18 protein-coding genes are annotated in these 20,632 nt (G+C 69.5%); 6 read left to right on the top strand and 12 right to left on the bottom strand.

Annotated features, from left to right (window positions below; genetic code table 11):
* The first annotated feature begins 240 nt into the window (after positions 1–240).
* The 4 genes from GXY35_10280 (at position 241) to GXY35_10265 (ending at position 3,535) form a co-directional block, all read left to right on the top strand.
* Positions 241–975, top strand: a complete 735-nt coding sequence (locus GXY35_10280; protein NLW94963.1) for a hypothetical protein — start codon at positions 241–243, stop codon at positions 973–975.
* Between the two features lie 169 nt (positions 976–1,144).
* Positions 1,145–2,206, top strand: a complete 1,062-nt coding sequence (locus GXY35_10275; GenBank protein ID NLW94962.1) for a nucleoside kinase — start codon at positions 1,145–1,147, stop codon at positions 2,204–2,206.
* 97 nt (positions 2,207–2,303) lie between these two features.
* On the top strand, positions 2,304–2,855 hold the full coding sequence (gene pal / locus GXY35_10270) for a peptidoglycan-associated lipoprotein Pal (GenBank protein ID NLW94961.1): 552 nt from the start codon (positions 2,304–2,306) through the stop codon (positions 2,853–2,855).
* Between the two features lie 365 nt (positions 2,856–3,220).
* Complete coding sequence (locus tag GXY35_10265; GenBank protein NLW94960.1) at positions 3,221–3,535, top strand: LysM peptidoglycan-binding domain-containing protein; 315 nt, start codon at positions 3,221–3,223, stop codon at positions 3,533–3,535.
* Positions 3,536–3,563: 28 nt separating this feature from the next.
* On the opposite strand, the gene GXY35_10260 is transcribed toward GXY35_10265, so the two are convergent.
* Both GXY35_10260 and trxB read right to left on the bottom strand, forming a co-directional pair.
* On the bottom strand, positions 3,564–4,037 hold the full coding sequence (locus GXY35_10260; protein NLW94959.1) for a hypothetical protein: 474 nt from the start codon (positions 4,035–4,037) through the stop codon (positions 3,564–3,566).
* 117 nt (positions 4,038–4,154) lie between these two features.
* Positions 4,155–5,084 carry a thioredoxin-disulfide reductase gene (trxB, locus tag GXY35_10255; GenBank protein NLW94958.1) on the bottom strand — a complete coding sequence of 310 codons (930 nt, stop codon included), beginning with the start codon at positions 5,082–5,084 and terminating at the stop codon, positions 4,155–4,157.
* A gap of 142 nt (positions 5,085–5,226) precedes the next feature.
* Between trxB and GXY35_10250 the strand changes: the two genes are divergently transcribed.
* The gene (locus GXY35_10250) at positions 5,227–5,916 is read left to right on the top strand and encodes a CDP-alcohol phosphatidyltransferase (protein ID NLW94957.1); all 690 of its coding nucleotides are present in this window, start codon (positions 5,227–5,229) and stop codon (positions 5,914–5,916) included.
* 49 nt (positions 5,917–5,965) lie between these two features.
* On the opposite strand, the gene GXY35_10245 is transcribed toward GXY35_10250, so the two are convergent.
* The 10 genes from GXY35_10245 to lon all read right to left on the bottom strand — a co-directional run bounded on the left by GXY35_10245 (position 5,966) and on the right by lon (position 19,712).
* Positions 5,966–7,495, bottom strand: coding sequence for a sodium:solute symporter (locus GXY35_10245; GenBank protein ID NLW94956.1), 1,530 nt, complete (start codon positions 7,493–7,495; stop codon positions 5,966–5,968).
* Positions 7,496–7,612: 117 nt separating this feature from the next.
* Positions 7,613–8,149 carry a DUF84 family protein gene (locus tag GXY35_10240; protein NLW94955.1) on the bottom strand — a complete coding sequence of 179 codons (537 nt, stop codon included), beginning with the start codon at positions 8,147–8,149 and terminating at the stop codon, positions 7,613–7,615.
* A complete protein-coding gene (locus tag GXY35_10235; GenBank protein ID NLW94954.1) occupies positions 8,146–9,492 on the bottom strand; it encodes an aspartate kinase in 1,347 nt (448 codons plus the stop codon). Before GXY35_10235 ends, GXY35_10240 begins: the two co-directional genes overlap by 4 nt.
* A gap of 133 nt (positions 9,493–9,625) precedes the next feature.
* On the bottom strand, positions 9,626–11,299 hold the full coding sequence (locus GXY35_10230) for a mucoidy inhibitor MuiA family protein (GenBank protein ID NLW94953.1): 1,674 nt from the start codon (positions 11,297–11,299) through the stop codon (positions 9,626–9,628).
* Positions 11,300–11,444: 145 nt separating this feature from the next.
* Positions 11,445–12,443: a hypothetical protein gene (locus tag GXY35_10225; protein NLW94952.1), complete on the bottom strand. Its 999-nt coding sequence runs from the start codon at positions 12,441–12,443 to the stop codon at positions 11,445–11,447.
* 161 nt (positions 12,444–12,604) lie between these two features.
* Positions 12,605–14,014, bottom strand: a complete 1,410-nt coding sequence (locus GXY35_10220; GenBank protein ID NLW94951.1) for a hypothetical protein — start codon at positions 14,012–14,014, stop codon at positions 12,605–12,607.
* Between the two features lie 206 nt (positions 14,015–14,220).
* Positions 14,221–15,717, bottom strand: a complete 1,497-nt coding sequence (locus GXY35_10215) for a potassium/proton antiporter (protein ID NLW94950.1) — start codon at positions 15,715–15,717, stop codon at positions 14,221–14,223.
* On the bottom strand, positions 15,714–16,226 hold the full coding sequence (locus GXY35_10210) for a DUF2062 domain-containing protein (GenBank protein ID NLW94949.1): 513 nt from the start codon (positions 16,224–16,226) through the stop codon (positions 15,714–15,716). Before GXY35_10210 ends, GXY35_10215 begins: the two co-directional genes overlap by 4 nt.
* Positions 16,223–17,320 carry a 6-phosphofructokinase gene (locus tag GXY35_10205; GenBank protein NLW94948.1) on the bottom strand — a complete coding sequence of 366 codons (1,098 nt, stop codon included), beginning with the start codon at positions 17,318–17,320 and terminating at the stop codon, positions 16,223–16,225. Before GXY35_10205 ends, GXY35_10210 begins: the two co-directional genes overlap by 4 nt.
* A complete protein-coding gene (gene lon / locus GXY35_10200) occupies positions 17,313–19,712 on the bottom strand; it encodes an endopeptidase La (protein NLW94947.1) in 2,400 nt (799 codons plus the stop codon). Before lon ends, GXY35_10205 begins: the two co-directional genes overlap by 8 nt.
* Positions 19,713–19,927: 215 nt before the next feature.
* Here lon and GXY35_10195 point away from each other — a divergent pair, with 215 nt between their 5' ends.
* A complete protein-coding gene (locus tag GXY35_10195) occupies positions 19,928–20,128 on the top strand; it encodes a ComEA family DNA-binding protein (protein NLW94946.1) in 201 nt (66 codons plus the stop codon).
* Positions 20,129–20,632 lie beyond the last annotated feature (504 nt).

Genomic DNA, 20,632 nt, shown 5'->3' with positions numbered 1-20,632 from the left:
TTCCAGGGACGAGCAAACCTCAATTTGGCGCTGTTTACGTATGTCGTGTATAAATCCGGAGAGCTTGTGCCCGGCTATTTGACTAAGCCCTTCGGCGGAAAGCCCACACTTTTTGTTGCATGATCCTCGACCCGGGGACGGCGCGGGGGGGATGCAGCCGGGGTTTCCCCGACGGATCGCCCGCTGGACGCGGCGCCTCGCCCTCGGGTATACTGAAGGAAAACGACCCGCGAGGAGTCGATGAGAACCCGCCGCGCCGCAGTCCCCATCCTGGCTCTCCTGTCGTGCGCCGCCGCCGCGGGCGCCGAGATCGTGCTGCTCCAGAACGGAGAGCGGCTCGAGGGGCAGATCATCATCACCTACGAGAAGGGGCTGCTCTTCCGGGAGAAGGAGACCTCCCCGGGGCGCTACTACCCCTACGGCGAGGTCTCCCGGATCATCACGTCGGACGGGATGCTGTACTACCTGATGCCGCGCGGGAACGAGCCGACGGAGAAGAAGCGGGACGGCTTCTTCCCGCTCGCGAGGGTGCTGCTCCCCCGCCGCAAGAAGGCCGCGCCAATCCCCCGCATCGAGCTCCCGAAGGGCGTCCCCGTGCGCGTCTCCTGCGCCGGGGCCCGGGATGCCGCGACGATCGAGCTCGCGGGGGGCGGCGCGGTGCGCCTCCTCGGCGTCGCCCCGTTCCCGGAGCCGTCGGGCGACACGGGAGGGGACCGGGCCGCGCGTTGGCTCTTCGACCGGGTGAAGGGGCGGGTGATCTCCCTCTTCCCGGGCCCGCAGGGTTCCGAAGACCGGGGGACCCCGCAGGCCTACGTCGTCCTCGACGGCGCGCTCCTGAACGCGGAGATGATCGAGCGGGGCTGGGCCCGCGCCTCGGAAACCCCCGCCCCCCATCCGTACCGGGAGGCGTTCGAATCGCTCGAGCGCTTCGCGAGGAATCTGCAGCGCGGCCTCTGGGGCGCCGAAACGTCCTGACGCCCCCTCCTCATCCCCCATCCCCGCCGCGGCGGCGAGCCGAAAATACCGAAAATGCTGTTGACAAAGCCGAAGGCACGGCTAGACTAATGCCCGCGCCGCAGGGTGCCCGTGCGGGTTTGGCCGGGCCTCCCGCGGAGACGCCTGCGCGGCAGCCGAGGAGAATACGATGACAGACCGCCTCTCCGACAACAACAGGTTCGAGCGGATCGAGCAGAAGAGCATCCCGAGCATGGTCATCCAGAACGTCCTGGACTGGAACATCGCCCACGGCGTGGATACCGTGCCGGGCCTGAACAAGAGGGTCCTGGACGGCTCCTTCCCGGAACTCGTGCGCGAGGGGGACGCGAAGTACCACGCCGACGTCACGCGCGCGGCCGAGGAGATCATCGCCCACCGCGACCGGGTGCGCATCGTCATCATCGCCGGCCCCTCCTCCTCCGGGAAGACCACCACGACGATCAAGCTGAACGAACGCCTCAAGCAGGAGGGGATGAGCATCGTCCCGATCAACCTCGACAACTACTTCTTCAACCTCGAGATGCATCCGAAGGACGAGTTCGGCGACTACGACTTCGAGACGCCCGAGGCCCTCGACCTGAAGCTCATCAACGAGCACCTGGCCGCCCTGATCGACAACCGGACCGTCCAGGTCCCGCGCTACAACTTCAAGACCGGGAAGCGCGAGACGGCGACCGACCCGCTCCGCCTCGAGAAGAACCAGATCCTGCTGATAGACAGCCTGCACGGCCTCTACGAGAAGATGACCTCCAGCGTCCCGCGCCGGATGAAGTTCCGTCTCTACATCGAGACCCTGACCCAGCTGAAGGATACGGAGGGGAACTGGATCCGCTGGACCGACACCCGTCTGCTGCGGCGGATGGTGCGGGACAGCTGGCACCGGAGCTACGACCCGGTGCGGACGATCGGCCACTGGCACTACGTCCGCAAGAGCGAGATGCGCCACATCGTCCCGTTCATCACGAGCGTGGACTTCGTTTTGAACGGGTCGCTCCCGTTCGAGCTCCCGATCCACAAGAAGTTCATGTTTCCGTACTTCGCGAAGGCGATCGAGGAGTACCGGGACAACCCGAAGCGCCAGGACGCCTTCGTCCGGGCGAAGCGCGTCCAGAAGATGCTCGGCGAGATCGAGGTCATGGAGGACGACTCCTGCGTGCCGGAGACCTCGCTGTTGCGGGAGTTCATCGGAGGCAGCACCTACCGCTACTAGGGGCTCGAAATACGTTGAGGCCCTCCACGATTTGGTGTAGGATTTGTACGGCACCATCGGGGATTCCGGGGCCTCGTGCAACAGGGGAGGATCGGGGATGAAGAGCTGGGTGTCGTGCGCCGCCGCGGCGGCGCTGGCGGTCATAGTCGCCGCGGGCTGTACGCCGAAGGCGAAGGTCACCATACCCTCGACCGGCAGGGGGGGGATCTTCGGAGACGAGGGGGTGGGTCCGGGCGGGTTCCCCCTCAGCGAGAGCCCCGAGGGGCCGTTCGCGGAGCCGGAGAACTACTCGGACCCCGCGGCGAAGGAGATCTTCGTCGACGTGCATTTCGACTACAACCAGTCCGACATCAGGGCGAGCGAACGCCCGATCGTCGAGGGGATCGCGGGGTACATGCGGGAGCACCCGACGCTCACGATCAAGGTCGAGGGACACTGCGACGAGCGCGGGTCGAACGAGTACAACCTCGCGCTCGGCGAGCGGCGCGCTTTGAGCGTCCGCAGCTACCTCGCGAACCTCGGCATCTCGCCCGACCGGATCTACACGATCAGTTACGGCGAGGAGCGCCCGCTCTGCGCGGAGCAGGGCGAGGCGTGCTGGGCGAGGAACCGCAGGGGGCATTTCCTCCTCGGCCTCACGCCGCAGTAGGCGCCGCGCCGCTGAGCGGCGGCCCGCGGCGCAACGGCACGGGCCCGGGGGGAGTCCCCCGGGCCTTTTGCCGCGTTCGCCCCCCGCCACGGAGGCATCCCGTGCATCGGCCCCATGCGGCGGCGGCCGCGTCCCTCCTCTTCTGCGCGCTGCTCGGCGGCTGCGCCTACCCCGCCGGCGGCGTCCACGCCCCTTCGCCCGCCCAGTCGCTCTTCTCCCGGCAGGCGTCGCTCGCCGAGGAGCTGCACACGCTCCAGCGGGAGATGCGCGCCGTGCGGGCCGCGCAGGAGGAGCTCGACCACCGCTACGCGGACGACGCGTTCGCCCGTCCGATCCGAGACGAGGTCGCCCGGATCGGCGCCAGGATCGACGCGGTGGAGGAGCGGCTCGCGGCGGCGGAGCGGGCGGCGGCGGCGGAGCGCCTTGCCGCGGAGAAGAAGCTCCGGGCGGTCGTGGAGGTGGTGACCGCGGAGAACGCCCAGCTCCGGCAGGCGATTGCGGAACTTGGCGCGGCGTCCGGGGCGGGGGGGGAGTACACGGTCAGGCCGGGGGACACGCTCGCGGGGATCGCGCAGCGTCACGGGGTCCGGGTGCAGGCGCTGCGGGAGGCGAACGATATCGAGGACCCGGACGTGCTGCGGGCGGGCCGGAAACTCGCCATCCCCCGGCCCGCCCGCTGACGCGCCCGCCCGTGTGCAACTGCCCGCTTCAGGGCGCCGTCTTCTCCGCGCCGTCTCTCGCGGTGCCGCCCGCATCCTCCGGCTGTTTGACCTCGATCAGGTGCTTGAAGATCCGGTACTTGCACGGACCGACCTCGGGAACGGCGGCGAGATCCTCCGCGGCCTTGTAGGGGCGCCGCGCGATGATCGCCTGGGCGGTGGCCTCGTCGACGAGCGGGAGCACCTTCAGCTCGCTCACGCTGGCGGTATTCGGGTCGATGCGCACCGAGCCGCCGCCCCCCACCGCCCCGTCGTCCTCCTTCTTCTTCTTCTTTTTCTTCCTCTTGGCCAGAAGCATCGGCGCGGACTCCGCCGCGAACCCGTCGCCGATGGAGGCGGCGGAGAACCCTTCGTTGCCGAGCGCCGCGAGACCCTCCCCCGCGGCCCCGGCTTCCGTCGGGAGCGCCACCGCGCAGACGGCAAGGATGCACAGCGCGCCCGCGGCCACGCACATCTGTTTCATCACTGTCCTCCTCCCGGTCGCGCACCGCAACAAGGCATGCATCAACAGACACAGGTACTATAGCACACCCCGCACGGGCGTGCGCCACTATTCTCCCGAAGGCGCCCGCCCGGGGCGTCAGCCGTGCACGCCGAGAAAGATCTCGGCCCGCAGGACGGCGGTGACGCCGTCGCCGACGGCGGAGGCGATCTGGCGCACCGAGCCGCTGCGCACGTCGCCCGCGGCGAAAACGCCGGGGAGGGACGCCGCCATCGATCCGTCGACGACGACGCGGCCCGCCTCGTCGAGATCGACAACCCCCTTCAAGAAACCGGTATTGGGCGCGCTCCCGACGAAGATGAAGACCCCCTCGCAGGGGATCTCGCGCATCTCCCCCGCCTCCCCGGGGTTCCCGACCACGACGCCGCAGACACGCTCCTGTCCCCGTATCTCACGGACGACCGAGTTCCAGCAGAAGTCGATCTTCTTCTCGCCGAATGCGCGTCGCTGGAGGCCCGGGCTCGCCCGGAGCGCGTTGCGCCGGTGGATGAGCGTCACCCGGGCGGCGAAGCGCGCGATGAATACCGCCTCCTCCACCGCGGTGTCGCCCCCCCCCACCACCGCGACCCGCCGGTCGCGGAACAACGGGCCGTCGCAGGTCCCGCAGTACGAAACCCCGCGCCCCGTCAGACGGTTCTCCCCCGGGACCCCGAGCTTCTTCAACGTGGCGCCGGTGGCGATGATGACCGCCCGCGCCGCGTGAACGCCTCCGGCGCAGGCGACCTCGATCCGGTCGTTGCGCCGGGAGATCCCCCGCGCCTCCTCCGCCGCGATGTTCAGGCCGAAGGCGGCCGCCTGCCCTCGCATCTTCTCGGCGAGCTCGAAACCGGAGACCGTCCCCGGGAACCCCGGGTAGTTGGCGATCTCGGCTATCCCCGTGAGCTGGCCGCCCGGGACCCGGCCCTCGAGGAGGATGCAGTCGAGGCCGTCCCGCGCCGCATAGATTCCGGCGGAGAGCCCCGCGGGGCCTCCGCCGACGATGAGCAGGTCGTGCAGATGGTCGGTCATGGACGGCGTCCATTATACGACAGGCCGCGCGGAAAAAGACACCGCGATCGGCGGGTGCGTCTTCAGACGGCGGGGGCGGGAAACGGCGGCGCGGCGGCGCCCGCCGCGGGTCCCGCGCCGGTTTTATGCTATAGTCTCTGCGATGAATGCGCAGCTGATCGCCTGGGGCGTACAGGCGTACACCGCGCTCGGCCTGGCGGCCGGGTTCTTCGCCGTGCGCGCCTGGCTCGACGGGAGCCCCCGCCAGGCGTTCCTCCTCCTCACCCTCTCGACGATCATCGACGCCACCGACGGCCCCCTCGCCCGCCGCTTCGAGACCCGGCGGCTCCTCCCGGAGTTCAACGGGAGGCGGCTCGACGACATCGTCGATTTCCTCAACTTCGTCCTCGTCCCCTCCCTCATCCTCGCCGTCGCCGAGATGCTCCCCGAACGGCAGTGGGCGTGGGCGCTCGTCCCCGTCGTCGCGAGCGCCTACGGCTTCTGCCAGGAGCGGGCGAAGACCGACGACGGCTTCTTCACCGGCTTCCCGAGCTACTGGAACGTCGTGGTCTTCTACCTGTACCTGCTCGGCTGCGGGAAGGCGTTCAATCTCGCGATCGTGCTCCTCTTCTCGGCGATGGTCTTCGTCCCGGTCAAGTACATCGACCCGTTCAAGACCAAGCCGCTGCGGCTCCTGACCGCGCCGCTGACCGTGCTCTGGGGGCTCTCGATCCTCTGGCTGGTCTTCACCGCGAAGCGGGCGGACCCGTTCATCGTCCGCGCATCCCTCGCCTACCCGATCTACTACTTCCTCGCCTCGTTCTGGATCAACCTGCGCGGGGGCGGATCCTGAATCTTCGGGAATCCGGCATCCCCCGGGACGGCGTGCGCGGAAGGGGAATTCAAGAGCCGGGATTCGACCCCAGCGGGCGGGGGGGGCAGACGCGGGCGGTCGCCTTCGACACGGCGAGGATCGCCGCCATCCCGCACAGCATCGCGATCGTCTTGAACGGGAAGAGCGTCCCCGAGGCCGGGTCCCACCACGGGTACGGGATGAACTGCGGGATCCCGAGGAGCGGGTCCCCCCCGCCGAAGCGCAGAACCAGCGAGACGGCGAGCCCCGCGATCGAACCGGCGCGGTTGGCGCTCTTCCAGAAGAGGGCCGCCACGAGCTGCGGGAAGAGGATCACATAGACGAAGTCGCTGCACAGGTACCAGAGCGCCTGCACGCTCCTCACCTTCAGGGCGATCACCGTCGCGGCGACGCCGACGGCGACGGTGGAAATCCGCAGCACGACCCGGAGCGACCGTTCGCTGCTGTTCGGGTTCAGTATCCGCCGGTACCAGTTCCACGTGAACATCGCCGACGCCGAGAGGAACGACGAGTCCACCGACGACATCACCGCCGCCGCGACCGCCCCGAGGCCGAGGACGCCGACCCAGTACGGGGTGAGGTAGCGGAGCACGTACGGGAGCACCATCGCCGGGTAGTCGATGCCGAGCTCCAGCGTCCTCCACGGGAAGACGCTCCCGATGATGCCGATGATGACCGGCGGCACCGCCGCGAGCGCGCAGAGGAAGCCGGCATAGACGGAGAAGTTCCGGGCGACCCGCGCGTTCGGCACGGCGAGGACGCGCTGGAAGTAGACGTTCCACGGGATCCCGCCGAGCATCAGCAGGAGCGACCAGTCCCACCAGTTCCATACCTGCGGGACCGTCCACCCCCGGCTGTGCGCGATGTCGCGCACGGGCGGGAGGATCGAGGTGAACGTCCCCCCCATCGCGTGGTAGCGCTCGACCATCCCCGCCCATCCCCCCACGTGCCCGACGGCGAACGGGATGGCGGCGACGAGGCCGATGAAGATGAGGGCGAGCTGCACCACGTCCGTGTACGCCACCGCCCAGAGCCCCCCCGCGACGGTGTAGCCGATGACGATGCCGGAGGAGAGGATGATGGAGGTCGCGAGGTCGAGGTTCAGAATGGTGCCGAAGGTCGAACCGAGGGCCATCAGGATCGCCCCGCTCCAGAATACCTCCCCCGCGAGCGCCGGGAAGAAGAGGATCCCCGCCACGGCCTTCCCGAAGCGCCGCTCGAACGGGTCGAGGAGCGTGGTGAAGCCGTGGCGGCGCATGATCTTGGCGAAGAAGAGCCCGCCCAGGATCAGCGAGATCGAGTAGCAGAGCCCCGCCTGCGCCCCCCAGGTGATCCCGTTCTTGTAGATGTTCTCGGCGGTGCCGTTGATGTACCCGCCGCAGACCCACGTCGCCGTCATCGTGCAGATGGCGACCCAGAGCGGCATCCTCCTCCCGGCGAGTATCAGGTCCTCGGTGCTCCCCGAGTCCTTCTTCTGGGGGAAATAGACGCCGACCCAGAAGACGGCGAGGTAGAAGACGACCATGCTGACGAGGCCGCCCCAGTATATTCCGGGCATTATCCCAGATTCCTTGTGAACCCGATTCGAGACGCGCTATCCCGGCTGGCGCCGCACGCGTCGGCGTGTGGGCGTGGAGCGCGTCGGCGCACGCGCGACACACAACACGGGCAACCTTCAAGCCCCCGAGGGTCCCTCTTCGTACAGCCCCCGGTTCACGATCGGGGCGAGGGCGCAGAGGAGCGCCAGCTTGAAGCTCTCCTTCCGCGTGATCCGGTCCCCCGTGAGGATGCCGAACGCCCCCTCGTTCTCGCGCACGTTCTCACGCCCGCTCACCGCGTCCATCACGTGCGCGAGCTCCCCCTTCTCCCCCACCCGCTCCAGGAGGTGCGCGGGGAACGGGACGGCGGGCGTCGCGCCGACATGGTCCCGCTCCCCGTCGTGCACCGCGACCCACCCCTTGAGGAGCGGGCCGTGCGGGGACGGCATGACGCCGCCCTCGAGGCCGATGCCCAGGTCCGCCCCGCCGTCCTCGAACGCCCGGCGCGCCCGGGCGACGGCGCCCGCGATCATCTCTTCGTCCGTGCGCGGCGTGGCCGCGACGCCCGACGGGGCGGCGCAGCAGAGGACGGTCGCCTCCCCGAACAGCTCGCGGCAGGCCTCCTCGACGGCGGCGCGCTTCACGCGGTTCATGGAGCCGACGCGGACGATCATCCCCGCGCCCCCTTCTCGAGGAAGCTGCGGTGCAGGAGGCGCACCGTCTTGTCCGCGTCCTCGTCCTTGACCAGGAAACTGATGTTACGGGCGGAGGAGGCCTGGGAGATCATCTCCACGTTCACCCCCGCGCGCCCGACGCCGCTGAAGATCTTCCCGGCGATCCTCGGCGTCTCCCCGATCCCCTCCCCCACGAGGCAGACGATGGCGCGGTTCTCGAAGACGCGGGCGGTGCAGATCCTCCCGAGCTCGCCGATGATCCCCTTGAGCTTGGGCGCCGCGCCGGCGTCCACCGTGACGGAGACGCTCACCTCCGAGGTCGCGATCAGGTCCACGGAGACGGCGTAGTGCTTGAAGACCTCGAAGATGCGGGCGAGATAGCCGTGCGCGGCCAGCATCCGCGTGGAGCGCAGCGTGAAGAGGGTGTTGCGCTTCTTGCAGGCGATGGCGCGGATCGCCCCGCGGGACCGGGGCGCCTTCCGCACCACGAGCGTCCCCGGGGCGTCGGGCGCGAAGGTGTAGAGGATCCGCACCGGGATCTCCTTCTCGACCGCCGGCTCGATCGTCCGTGGGTGCAGCACCTTCGCGCCGAAGTAGGCCAGCTCGGCGGCCTCGTCGAAGCCGAGCCTCGGGATCGTGCGCGCCGTTTTGACCACGCGCGGATCGGCGGTCATCATCCCCGCCACGTCGGTCCAGATCTGGATCTCCCGCGCGCCCACGCCGCGCCCTATGATGGCGGCGGTGAAATCGCTCCCGCCGCGCCCGAGGGTGGTGATCTCCCCCCGCCTGTTCCGCGCGATGAACCCGGTGACCACCGGGAGCTTCCGCGCCCTCTTCAGCCGCCTGCGGACGATCCCGTAGGTCGAGGGGAGCGGGCTGGCGTTGCCGTGCTCGTCGTTGGTGACGATCCCCGCCTCCGCGCCCGTGTACGGCCGGCTCGGGATCCCCCCCGCCTCGAAGAGGGCGCTCATGATCTTTGCCGAGACGCGCTCGCCGAAGCTGGCCACGTAGTCGAGCGTCCGCGGGGTGAGCTCGCCGAGGTAGTAGACGCCGTGGAGCACCTCGGCGAGCTGGGTGTACTCCTTCGCCACGAGCCCCGCGGGGAGGCCGAGCTCGCCGATGATCCGGTCGTGGACGCGGCGGAACTCCTCGAGCAGCCGTATCCCCTCCCGCGAGCGCTCCCGCGAACGCCGCGCGTTCTCGAGGAGAAGGTTCGTGACCCCCCCCACCGCGGAGACCACCACCACCGGGTCGAGGGCGAGGCGGTCCGCGACGATCCGGCGCACCCGCCGCATCGCCTCGGGGCCGCCCACCGACGTCCCCCCGAACTTCATCACGATCATCGTGGATCTCCTTGCAGGATGCGCGTCGTTACATAGGGCACAAAGGACGCGGAGAAAAGCAACGGCGCCGCGGATTTCCGCGGATCCGCGGCGAAGAACGCTGCCACTGTCTCCGTGCGCTCCGTGGCGACGGTCAGTCCAGCCCCTCGATCTCCCTCTCCTTCGGGTACTGGACCGTGAACTCGAACTCCACCGTCTTCTTCTCCTTCGGAGCCGGTTCCAGCCTCCACGCGAGCGACCCCGGCGTCTCCCACTCCGCGATCTTCGACGGCTCCGGCGACGCCGAGGCGAGCGCCACCGCGATGTCGGGGGAGTTCGAGACCGGCATCTGGTCGAGCACGGTGACCGTCTCCGTCCGGTCCCGCAGATTCTCCACCTCGATCCGGTAGCGGAAGCTCCTCCACCCCGTGCGGCGCCGCACCAGCCCCTTCTCCGTCTCCGCCGCGAGGAGCTTCCGCTTCACGCGGATCCCCTCGTCGATGCCGAGGTAGAGGGGGAACGACGCGCCGGTCTCCACGTGCTCGATCGAGGACGATCCGACGAACTCCGGCCCGAGGAAGATCTGCACCGCCCCCGCCAGCAGCGGGAAGCCGGTCTCGTTCTTCACCTCGGCCGTCAGGAAGGCGAACTCGGCCAGCTTGGGCACGGAGAGGTAGCCGTACTCCGCCACGAGCGGGAACTCCGCGATCACGGTCTTGTGCAGGGAGTTGTCGCCCCGGATCGTCTCCTTCCGCTTCACGGTGAAGGTGACCGCCTCGCCGCGGCGGCCGATTTCCGCGGTGGCGACCCGCGCCTCGACGGGCACGCCCGCGGGGGCCGCCGCGTCCGCTTTTTCGGCGGCCTCGCCCAGGGGGACCGGGGCCGCGGCCGAAAGCGCCATCATCCTGGCCGCGCGCGGCCTTTCGAAGCCGATGTACCACGGCGCAAGCTCCGGCGGCCTTCCGCTCACCGACGGGCGGGAGGTGGAGAGCTCCAGCGCGACGTCGGTCCAGTCCTCCCCCGTCGCCTGCCGCACCTGCGCGCAGTAGGTCAGCGAAACCTTCCCCGCGGCGCGCTCGGCGCGGGCGTCGTAGAGCGGCTCCCATCCCGCGCCCCAGGTCACGTACGAGAGCTCGAGCAGAAACGGCCCCTTCGAGGCGGCCTCGAGCGTCACGCGGACGTTCTTGCGCTCCCGCGGGGACTCGGAGACGATGCGCTCCAGCGTCTTCTTCGCCGCCTCGATCTCCTTCATCAGATCGCGATGCTTTTTCCGCCCCTCCCGCAGTTTCGGCGCGAGGGCGCCGCGCTCCCTGCCGATGAACTCCACCACCCTGGCCCACTCCGCCGGGTTCGGCTCCCTGAGGAGCATCTCCTTCGATATCCCCTCGGGCACGGAGGCGCCGATCGACTCGACGAACTTCATCTGGAGCCCCACCGCCTTCGTCTCGTCCTCGAGCGCGCGCGCGTCCTCCTCGAGCGCCTCGATCCGCCCCTCGAGCTCGCGCACCCGCGCGTCCTGCGCCTCCGCCAGGTACTCGGGTTCCATCTCCGTCCCCAGGATGGTCACCCCCGCCGCGCCCTCCCCGCGCGCCCGCAAAGAGCTCTCGATGAGACCCGCCGGGAGCCCGGCGAAGACGAACGACTGCACCCCCGCGTCGAGGGCGAGTTCCGCCCGGCGCGTCACCCGCGCGCGGTCCGCGTAGACCGTGACCGCCGCGATGTCGGATTCCACCGCCGGCGGCTTCCCGCCCGCCGCGCCGCACAGCGCCGACGCCGCCGCGATCGCCATCGCGCACGCCATTGCCGCCACCCACCGCCAGGTCTTCATTTAGTCCTCCCGTCTTTCGGCGTAGTATATCACACAGACGTTGTATGCAACACATTCCGGGGTAACCAGTTATACGTTTAGTCGTCCCAGGGACGACTTAATGTATAACTTCTTCCCCCGGATGCGGTTCCATACAACGTCTGCGCTAAATGCGCACGATGGTGCACGTCCCGCCGTCGCCCATTTCGTAGTCGATGATCTGCGACGTGATCCCGGTGTAGTGCTCGTCCGGGTAGACCGTGAAATCCTCCACGCGCGTGAAGAGCGGCAGCAGGACGGCCGGGACGGCGTTGGGCGCGCCGTAGAAGAACGCGTGCCTCCCGCAGAGGAAACTGGTCGCGCCCTCGCACCCCTTGAGCGCGTATCTGTTCAGAAACCGCTCCACGATCCGCTTCTGTTCGCGGTCGAGGGAGCCGTTCTCCTCCGACAGGATGGAGACGTCCGTGTGGAGGCGGACGAGCTCGATCCTGGACCAGTCCACCTTTCGGAGCGATTCGCGGAACAGCTTCTCGTCCGGCGCGAAGTCCACGTCGGGGATCTGCTCCTCCTCGAGCCTGATCACCTCCTCGATCCTCCCATGCCGCAGGAGGAACCCCTTTTCGATCGCCTTCTCGTGCACCGCGACGCAGCAGAGAAAGACCCGCTTGTAGCTCCCGATGAGGCGGATATCCTCCGGGCTTCTCGCGACGAACTGGAATATGAACTGCGACCCGGTGCCGATGTAGTCGTCAAGGATCACCAGCGCCCGTTCGCCGCGCCCTTCCTCCTCCTGCGCGGAGGCCTCGACGAGCCGGTCGACCGTCTTGAAATCGGCCGTCGGGATGAGGTTCGCCTTCCGGTAGATGTAGGAGATGATGTCCCCGCTTTTGCAGGTGAACTCGCGCGTGAAATCTACGTCGCGCAACCCATCGCCGTCGAACCCCGCCGCCGAGAGCGCCGCCTTCAGCTTGCCGTGTAGGAGGCGCGACTCCCCGATGAGGGCGGGGTAGGTGTGAAACGTGATCTGCTCGAGCAGGAGGAGCGCGGCCGGGCGGTCCTCCTCCTCGAACTGCCCGAGCCATTTCCGGATCGAGGGCTCCGGGATGGCCGGCTCGTTGAACCGCCGCGAAAGCGCGTCGATCCGCGCGTCGAGACCGGGCGTCATGCGCCCCCCTCCTCCGCCTGCCCCGCCGGGGCGGCGGGCACGGCCTGCGCCCCCTGCGGGTCGTCCCTGTTCGTTATGCACATAAGGGTGGCGAACGCCTCGATCCGGGTCCGCCCCTTCGGCACAACGAACTCCCGCCCCGGAGGTCCGGACGCGCCCGCTCAGGGCAGGACGAGGTCGGCGACGACGGGCAGATGGTCGCTCGCCGTCCGGGTGTCGTCTCTCCTCAAGCCGCCCGCGGCGAGGTCCGCGTCCGACATCGTGTCGGTGCTCAGGACGAAGCGGTTCGCCACCGCCACCGCGGAGTCGGCGTAGATCACGTAGTCGATGCGGCCGGGACCGAACCCCCTGCGGTGGTAGTTCGCCCAGGTGTACGCCTCCGGGGCGGAGAGGTGCGAGGGGGCGAGGTCCGTCATCGCCGTGCCGTCCCAGTCCGGCGGCGAGTCGGGCCCGAACCGCGCCTCGTCGGCGATGTCCCCCGTCAGCAGCGTCGCGAGCTGCCGCGCGAGGCCGACGAGGTTGAGGTCGCCGACGATGACGATCGGCGTGCCGGGGGGCAGCGAGCCGGGGCGCCCCGGCGCCCTCAGGTCGCGGAGCGCGGCGACGACCTCGTCGACCTCCCGCTGCCGGCGCTCGTCCTTCGTGCCGGCCCCGAGGTGGAGGTTGACGAGGAAGAGGTCGCGGGCATAGGTTTCGTCGGGGAGGTCGAGGAGCGCGCCGATGCCGGCGGCGACCTTCGTGGCGCTCAGCACCGGGTAGCGGCTGAGGGTGAAGCAGTCCGCGTGGTCGGCCGTGTGCCAGGCGCCGCCCGTCATTCGCGTCACGACCTCCGCGACCTGTGCGGCGCGGTGCCTCCTGATCTCCTGGAGGGCGAGCACGTCCGGGGCGAGCGCGTTCAGGATGCGGGAGAATTCCGCCTCCCGGTTGAAGATGTTGTCCTCGTAGACGTTGTTGCTGACGACCCGCACGTCCCGCGCCGAGCGCTTCGCGAGCGGGCGCGCCCCGGTACGGGTGACCTCCGCCCCCGTAAACTCGTAGCGCCCCGCCGCGCCCTGGTCCGGCGCGATGTCGCCTCGGCCGTCCCCCTCGTCGCGCAGGAGCCATCGGACGGCCCTCGTGCCGGCGTCCTTCCGCATCTTGACCTCGTGCTCCCGCGAGGTCACCGTGGGGCCGGTCACCATGCCGGCCTCGTAGGCGTTGAAGATCCTCGCGGGGGCGAAGCGGTGGTCGACCCCCTCCCGCGCGCCGAAGCGCCAGGAGACATCGGCACCGATCCCCCCGACCGGAATGCCGGTTTCGGCGGAGTCGTCGGTGTCGAGATACAGCGCGATGCCGTTCCTCGACTGGAGGGATATCTCTTTCCCTGTGTCGAAGCGAAAATAGAGCGCGTCGCGGTCGTCACAGATCCACACCCGCCCGAAGTCGACGCCCGAGTGCCCCCCGTCGCCGCGCGGATCGACGCACGCCGGACGGACCCCGGCCCAGTCGTCGAAGCGCCCGTCGATCCGCATCGCCTCCCGCGGCCCGGAGACGCACCCGTGCGCGGCGCACAGGGCGATCAGGGGCATCATCCGCGCCGCGCGATGCGCGGCATTCGTGCGGACTCCCTCGCATCGCCGATGTGGCAGCGCGCACGCGGCGCCGGGGAGCGCCGCGCACTTCTCGCGCGGCGCGCTCACGGAAAAGAGCAGGGGTCTTCCCCCGGCCCCCGGATCTTTCCCGGCCGGCCCGTCGGACGGCCGCGAAGGCGCGTCGACCCGCGCCTCGAGACCGGGCGTCATGCGCCGCCCTCCTCCTCGTGCGCCGCCGGGGCGGTGAGCACGGCCTGCGCCTTCCGGAGGTCTTCCCCGTTCGCCATGCACATGAGGGTGTCGTACGCCTCGATCCGCGTCTGCCCCTTCGGCACCACGAACTCCTGCCCCCTCCTGATGAGGAGGATCAGCACCTCTCCCGGGAGATCGAGTTCGGAGACCTGCTTCCCGACGACCGCGCCGGAGGCGGGGATATCGATTTCGCGGGTCCGGCTGTGCATCCCCGGCTGCCACTCGAACTCGATCGGATAGCGCAACCGGGGGCGCAGGGGCCTGTCCACCCCCAGCCACCGCGCCACCGTCATGAGGGTCTTGCCCTGCAAAAGCACCGAGGTGAGCACGATGAAGAAGACGATGTTGAACATCATGTCCGAGCGCTGGTAACCGGCCCGGAATGGGAAGGTCGCGAGCACGATCGGCACCGCGCCGCGCAGGCCGGTCCAGGCGACGAGCGTCCTCTCCGGGAGGGTGAACCGGCTCCGCCAGAGCCCGGCGTACACCGCGACCGGACGGGCGACGAACATCAGGAACGCCGCCAGAAGCATGGCCGGTTTCGCGACCGGCAGCAGGCGGGAGGGGAAGACCAGGAGCCCGAGCGCGAGGAACAGGATGATCTGCATCAACCACGCCAGCCCGTCGTGGAACTGCATCAGATAGCGCTTATGGAGGAACTCCTTGTTCCCCATGATGATCCCGCACATGTAGACGGAGATGAAGCCGTTGCCCCGGAGCGTCTCGGCGAGCCCGTAGGCGAGGAGCACGATGCTCATGCTCAAGACCGGATAGAGCCCCTCGTATTCCAGGCGCAGGCGGTTGAGGGCGAAGGAGGCCATGAAGCCCACGGCGAGGCCCACCAGGCACCCGCACGACATGTTGACGAGCAGTCTCGGCAGAAACTGCGCCCACGAGCCGACCGGGTTCACGATCGTGCCGATGAGCGCCGTCGTGAGAAACACCGCCATCGGGTCGTTGCTCCCGGACTCGAGTTCGAGGAGGGGCTTGAGGTGCCCTTTCAAACCCACGCCGCGGGCCCGCATCAGGGCGAAGACGGCGGCGGCATCCGTGGAGGAGACGATGGCCCCGAGGAGCATCCCCTCCTTCAGCGTCAGATCCAGCAGCAGCCACGCAAACAGGCCGACGAGGGCCGCCGTGACGGCGACACCCAGCGTGGCGAGCGTCAGCCCCCGCCAGAGCACGGGGCGCACGGCCCGCCAGTCCGTGTCCAACCCCCCGGAGAAGAGGATATAGGCGAGGGCGAACACCCCCACGAAGTTGGCCACGGCGGCGTTGTCGAAGTAGATGCCGCCGACCCCCTCGGAGCCGGCCAGCATCCCGACCGCGAGAAACATCAGGAGGGCGGGCACGCCGAAACGCTCGGAGAGCCGGTTGGTGAGGACGCTCAAGAAGAAGAGCACCCCCGCGATGAGGATGATCTGCGGCGTCGAGGAGAGCGGCTCGGTCATGTCGAGTCTCCGTGGCGATCCCCGCATTCGGCCCGCCCGCCGTCGGGCGCCGGCCGTTTCCGGAAGAGGTTCAGGAGCGCGCGGGCGGCGAGGTAGGTGCACGCGCCGGCGGCGATCCCCGCCGCGACGCTCCCGGCGAGCATCATCGGGAACAGGTCCCTCACCGTGACCGCCAGGCGTGCGCACACCGCGCCGAAGCCCTGCCGGCGCATCTCCGCGAGGGTGGGCCAGACGACCCACGAGTAGTCCCCCGGCACCAGCATCCGCCCCGCCCGGTAGTCGAGCCAGACCACCGCCGGGTAGAGCCACGAGAACTGGACCCCGAGCAGGACGGCCGGTTTGTTCAAGCTCCTGAAGATCAGCAGGAGGGCCAGACAGGCGGGTATCTGGGGGCCGTAGACGGGGAAGAAGCTCACGCAGACCCCGACGGCCAGCCCGAGGGCGATCGCGTGGTTGGACGTATTGGCGGCGAGCAACGCCCTGCAACGCTCGCGCAGTGAACCGGTCATATTCCGAAACTCGCGCCCATCGCGCGCGCCGCCCTGACGAGCGGGTGGCCGGGCGGCACCCGCTTGAGGCCCGCCGTCGCCTTCGCGAGCGTCGCCGAGGTCACCCCTCCCCCGCGGACGGCCACCATCCGCCCGAAGATCCCGCCGGCCGCGAGGCGCGCCGCCTCCGTTCCGAGCCGCGTGGCGAGGACCCGGTCGAACGCCGTCGGCTGGCCCCCGCGCTGGAGATGGCCGAGCACGGCGACGCGCGCCTCGATGCCGGTCCGCGTTTCGACCTGGCGCGCGATCTCCTTGCCGATCCCGCCGAGGCGCACCGGATCGGGACTCCCGTCGACGACCCGGTCCACCGTGCGCCCGCCGCCGCGCGGCATCGCCCCCTCGGAGACGACGACGATGCTGTAGCGCCTCCCCCTCCGCGAGCGTTTCCGCACCGCGTCGCAGACCGCCTCGACGCGGTACGGGATCTCCGGGATGAGGATGACGTCCCCGCCCCCCGCGATCCCGGCGAAGAGGCCGAGCCAGCCGACGTAGCGCCCCATCACCTCCACCACCATCACGCGGTGGTGCGACTCGGCGGTGGTGCGGAGCCGGTCGATCGCCTCCGTCGCCGTCTCGACCGCCGAGTCGAACCCGAAGGTCACGTCGGTCTCGCGGAGGTCGTTGTCGATGGTCTTGGGGATCCCGATGCAGGGGAGGCCTTGCGCGGCCAGGCGCCGGGCGATGGTGAGCGTCCCGTCCCCCCCCATGCAGACGAGCGCCTCGATCCCGCGGCGCCGGGCGTTGCGGATCGCCCGCGCGGAGAGGTCGCGCCAGGCCGCCCGGCGCCCTTTCCCGACGCGGTAGCGAAACGGGTCTGCGGTGTTCGAGGTGCCGAGGATGGTGCCGCCACAGGTGAGGATGCCCGACACGTCGTTGTAGGAGAGCTCCCGGGCGCGGTTTTCGACAAGCCCGGCGAACCCGTCATGGAAACCCGCCACGGAGATGCCGTAGTCGTGGACCGCGGCCTTGACCACCGCCCGGATGGCGGCGTTGAGGCCTGGGCAGTCGCCCCCCCCGGTCAGGAGGCCGATCCTGCGCACGCGGGGGTCAGGCATCCGGGCCCCCCGCGCGCCGCCTGCGAGGCGGCTCCTTCGACTGGGCGCGCGGGAAGACCCGGTCGAGAAGCTGGGACAGGTCGCGGACGAACGAGAAGGAGAGCGAGCGTCGCAGGACCGCCGGGATCTCCACGAGGTCCTTGCGGTTCTTCTCGGGGAGGATGACCCGCTTCAGGCCCGCGCTCCGCGCCGCGAGGACCTTCTCCTTCACGCCGCCGACGGGGAGGACCTTCCCCGCGAGCGTCAGTTCGCCGCTCATCGCCGTGTCGGAGGCCAGCGGCCGGCCCGCGAGCAGCGAGACGAGCGCCGCGGCGATGGCCACCCCCGCGGAGGGGCCGTCCTTCGGGATCGCCCCCGCCGGCACGTGGATGTGCAGGTCGCTCCGCTCGAAGAAGTCGGGCGGAAGCCCGAGCCGCACGGCGTTGGAGCGCACGTAGGAGAGCGCCGCCCACGCCGACTCCTTCATCACCTCGCCGAGCTGGCCGGTGAGCATGAGCCCCTTCCGCCCCTTCATCCGCTTGGCCTCGATGAAGAGTATCTCCCCGCCCGCGGGGGTCCAGGCGAGCCCGATGGCCACGCCGGGCTCGGCGGTCCGCTCGGCGAGCTCCGAGAAGAACCGCACCGGCCCCAGGTAGCGCCCGAGCCGGGGGCGGGTCACCGTCGTCCGCCGGGTCCGGCCCTGCGCCACCCCCTTGGCGATTTTGCGGCAGACGGCCCCGATCTCGCGCTCGAGGTTCCGGAGCCCCGCCTCGCGGGTGTAGTCGCGGATGATCCCGAGGAGGGCGTCCTTCGAGAAGGAGAGCGTCTTGGAGGTGAGGCCGTGCTCGGCGAGCTGCCGCGGGATCAGGTAGCCGCGCGCGATCGCGACCTTCTCCTCCTCGGTGTACCCGGGGAGTTCGATCACCTCCATCCGGTCCCTGAGCGCCGACGGGATCGGGTCGAGGATGTTCGCCGTGGTGATGAACATCACCTGCGACAGGTCGAACGGGACCTCGAGGTAGTGGTCGGAGAAGCTGAAGTTCTGCTCCGGGTCGAGCACCTCGAGGAGGGCGCTCGACGGGTCCCCCCTGAAGTCGACGCCGATCTTGTCCACCTCGTCGATCATGAAGACCGGGTTCCGCGCCCCGCACTTCTTGATGTTCTGGATGATCCGCCCCGGGAGGGCGCCGACGTAGGTGCGCCGGTGCCCCCGGATCTCCGCCTCGTCCCGGACCCCCCCGAGCGATACGCGGACGAACCTCCTCCCCATCGCCGCGGCGATCGAGCGTCCGAGCGAGGTCTTCCCCACCCCCGGCGGGCCGACGAAGCAGAGGATCGGCCCCTTCGAGTCCCTCTTGATCTTCCGCACCGCGAGGTACTCGAGGATGCGCTCCTTCACCTTCTCGAGATCGTAATGGTCCCGGTCGAGGATCCTCCCGGCGCGGCGGACGTCGAGGGAGTCCTTCGTCAAGACCGACCAGGGGAGGCCGGTGAGCCATTCGAGGTAGGTCTTCGACACCGTGTACTCCGCGGCGGCGGGGTTGATCGTCGCGAAGCGGCCGAGCTCCCTGCGCGCGGCCTCCTCGACCTCCCGGGGCATCTTCGCCCGCGTGATCGCCGTCTCGAACTCGCGCACCTCCCGCGACTGTTCGTCTCCCTCGCCGAGCTCCTTCTGGATCACCTTGAGCTGTTCGCGCAGGTAGTGCTCGCGCATCCCCTTCGAGATGGTGCTCTGCACGCTCGACTGGATCTTCGTCCCCAGCTCGAGGATCTCCAGCTCCTTGTCGATGATGAAGAGGAGCCGTTTCAGGCGCGCCTTCACGTCGAGCTCCTCGAGGAGCTCCTGCTTGCGCGCGAGCTCGACGTCCATGTTCGCGATGATGAAGTCGGCGAGCTTGCCGGGCTCGGTGATGTTCAGCACCGACATCTGCAGCTCCTTGGAGGGGAGCGGCGCCAGGGAGAGGATCTTCTGGAACTGGTTCGAGACGCTTCGGGTGAGCGCCTGGAACTCCATGTCGGACGCCACGACCTCCTCGATCGGGAGGATCGCGGCCTTGAAGTACGGCTCCTCTTGGATGAAGCGCTCCACGCGGAACCGCTGGAGGCCCTGCACGATGATATTCACCCGATGGTCGGGGTAGCGGATCATCTTGTGGATCCTGCAGGCGGTCCCGAACGCGTACAGGTCCGACGCGGAGGGGTCCTCGAGCCCGGTGGCGCGCTGGGTGACGAGCCCGACGATCTTCTCGCCCGCGAGGCAGTCGTTGATGAGCCGCACCGACTTCTCGCGCCCCACGAGGAGCGGGGTGATCATGAAGGGGAAGATGACCGTGTCGCGAAGCGGGAGGATGCCCAGTTCCCGGGGGATGGACACCTTCGCGTTCTCATCGATCGTCACGCCGCTCTCCTGCATCCCCCGCTCCTTTCAATCGCCGTTATTATACCCGCCCGGCGCAACCGTGGCACCCATTTTCCCCTCCTCCCCGCGCTCCTCGCACGCGACGATCGCCCTCTTTCCGGCCTGCGACATCGGCCTGCGACACGGTTGACCCACGCCGCGGGCGGGACTACACTGGGGGTCGTGCGGCGGGTCCCCCGCGTGCCGCGGGGAAAGGTGAAAGGGCTGCGATGAAGACGCCCGTGATCGACGTCAACCGCGCCACGCAGAAGGCCCTCGAGGCGCTCCCCCTCATCGGTCCCCTGCGCGCGTCCCGGATCATCGCGTTCCGGAACGCCCACGGCTGGTTCGGGAGCCTGGACGACCTCGACCGGGTCCCGGGCATCGGGAAGGGGATAGTGCGGCGGATACGCCCCTATCTCACCGTCTGAGCCGACCCGGGGGCGGCGCGGGCACACGCCCCGGACGCCCGGGGAAGGCGCGTACCGGGGCGCTTCGGGCCGACGTTTTTTTTGTCGACAACGCCGGCGAAACAGGGGTATACTTTTTCCCGACGATCGACTCGTCAGCGCGAGAGAATATCTCATCGAAACGGGAAAGGAGGATGAGATAGTGAGAAGCTGGATCACAGTATCAGCGGCGGTCCTGGGGCTGTGCGCATGCGGTTTGCTTGTCGCCCAGGATCAGGCGGCGGAGAGCCCCGCAACGACCGCGGAAGCGGTGGCGACGGGCGATGCCCCGGAGGCCCCCGCGGCCGAGGCCCCCGCGGCTGAGGCCCCCGCGGCCGACACCAGCGCGGCGGAGTCGCCTGCAACCACGGGCGGCGCGCCCACGGCTGACGTCCCCACGGCTGACGTCCCCGCGGCTGAGGCCCCCGCGGCCGACACCGGCGCGGCGGAGTCGCCTGCGACCACGGGCGGCGCGCCCGCGGCCGA

It is taken from the genome of Chlamydiota bacterium (assembly GCA_012729785.1).
Classification (GTDB): domain Bacteria; phylum Auribacterota; class Tritonobacteria; order UBA1439; family UBA1439; genus UBA1439.
The sequence above is the reverse complement of the archived record's forward strand: the minus strand, read 5'-3'. Positions and strand labels throughout refer to the sequence as shown.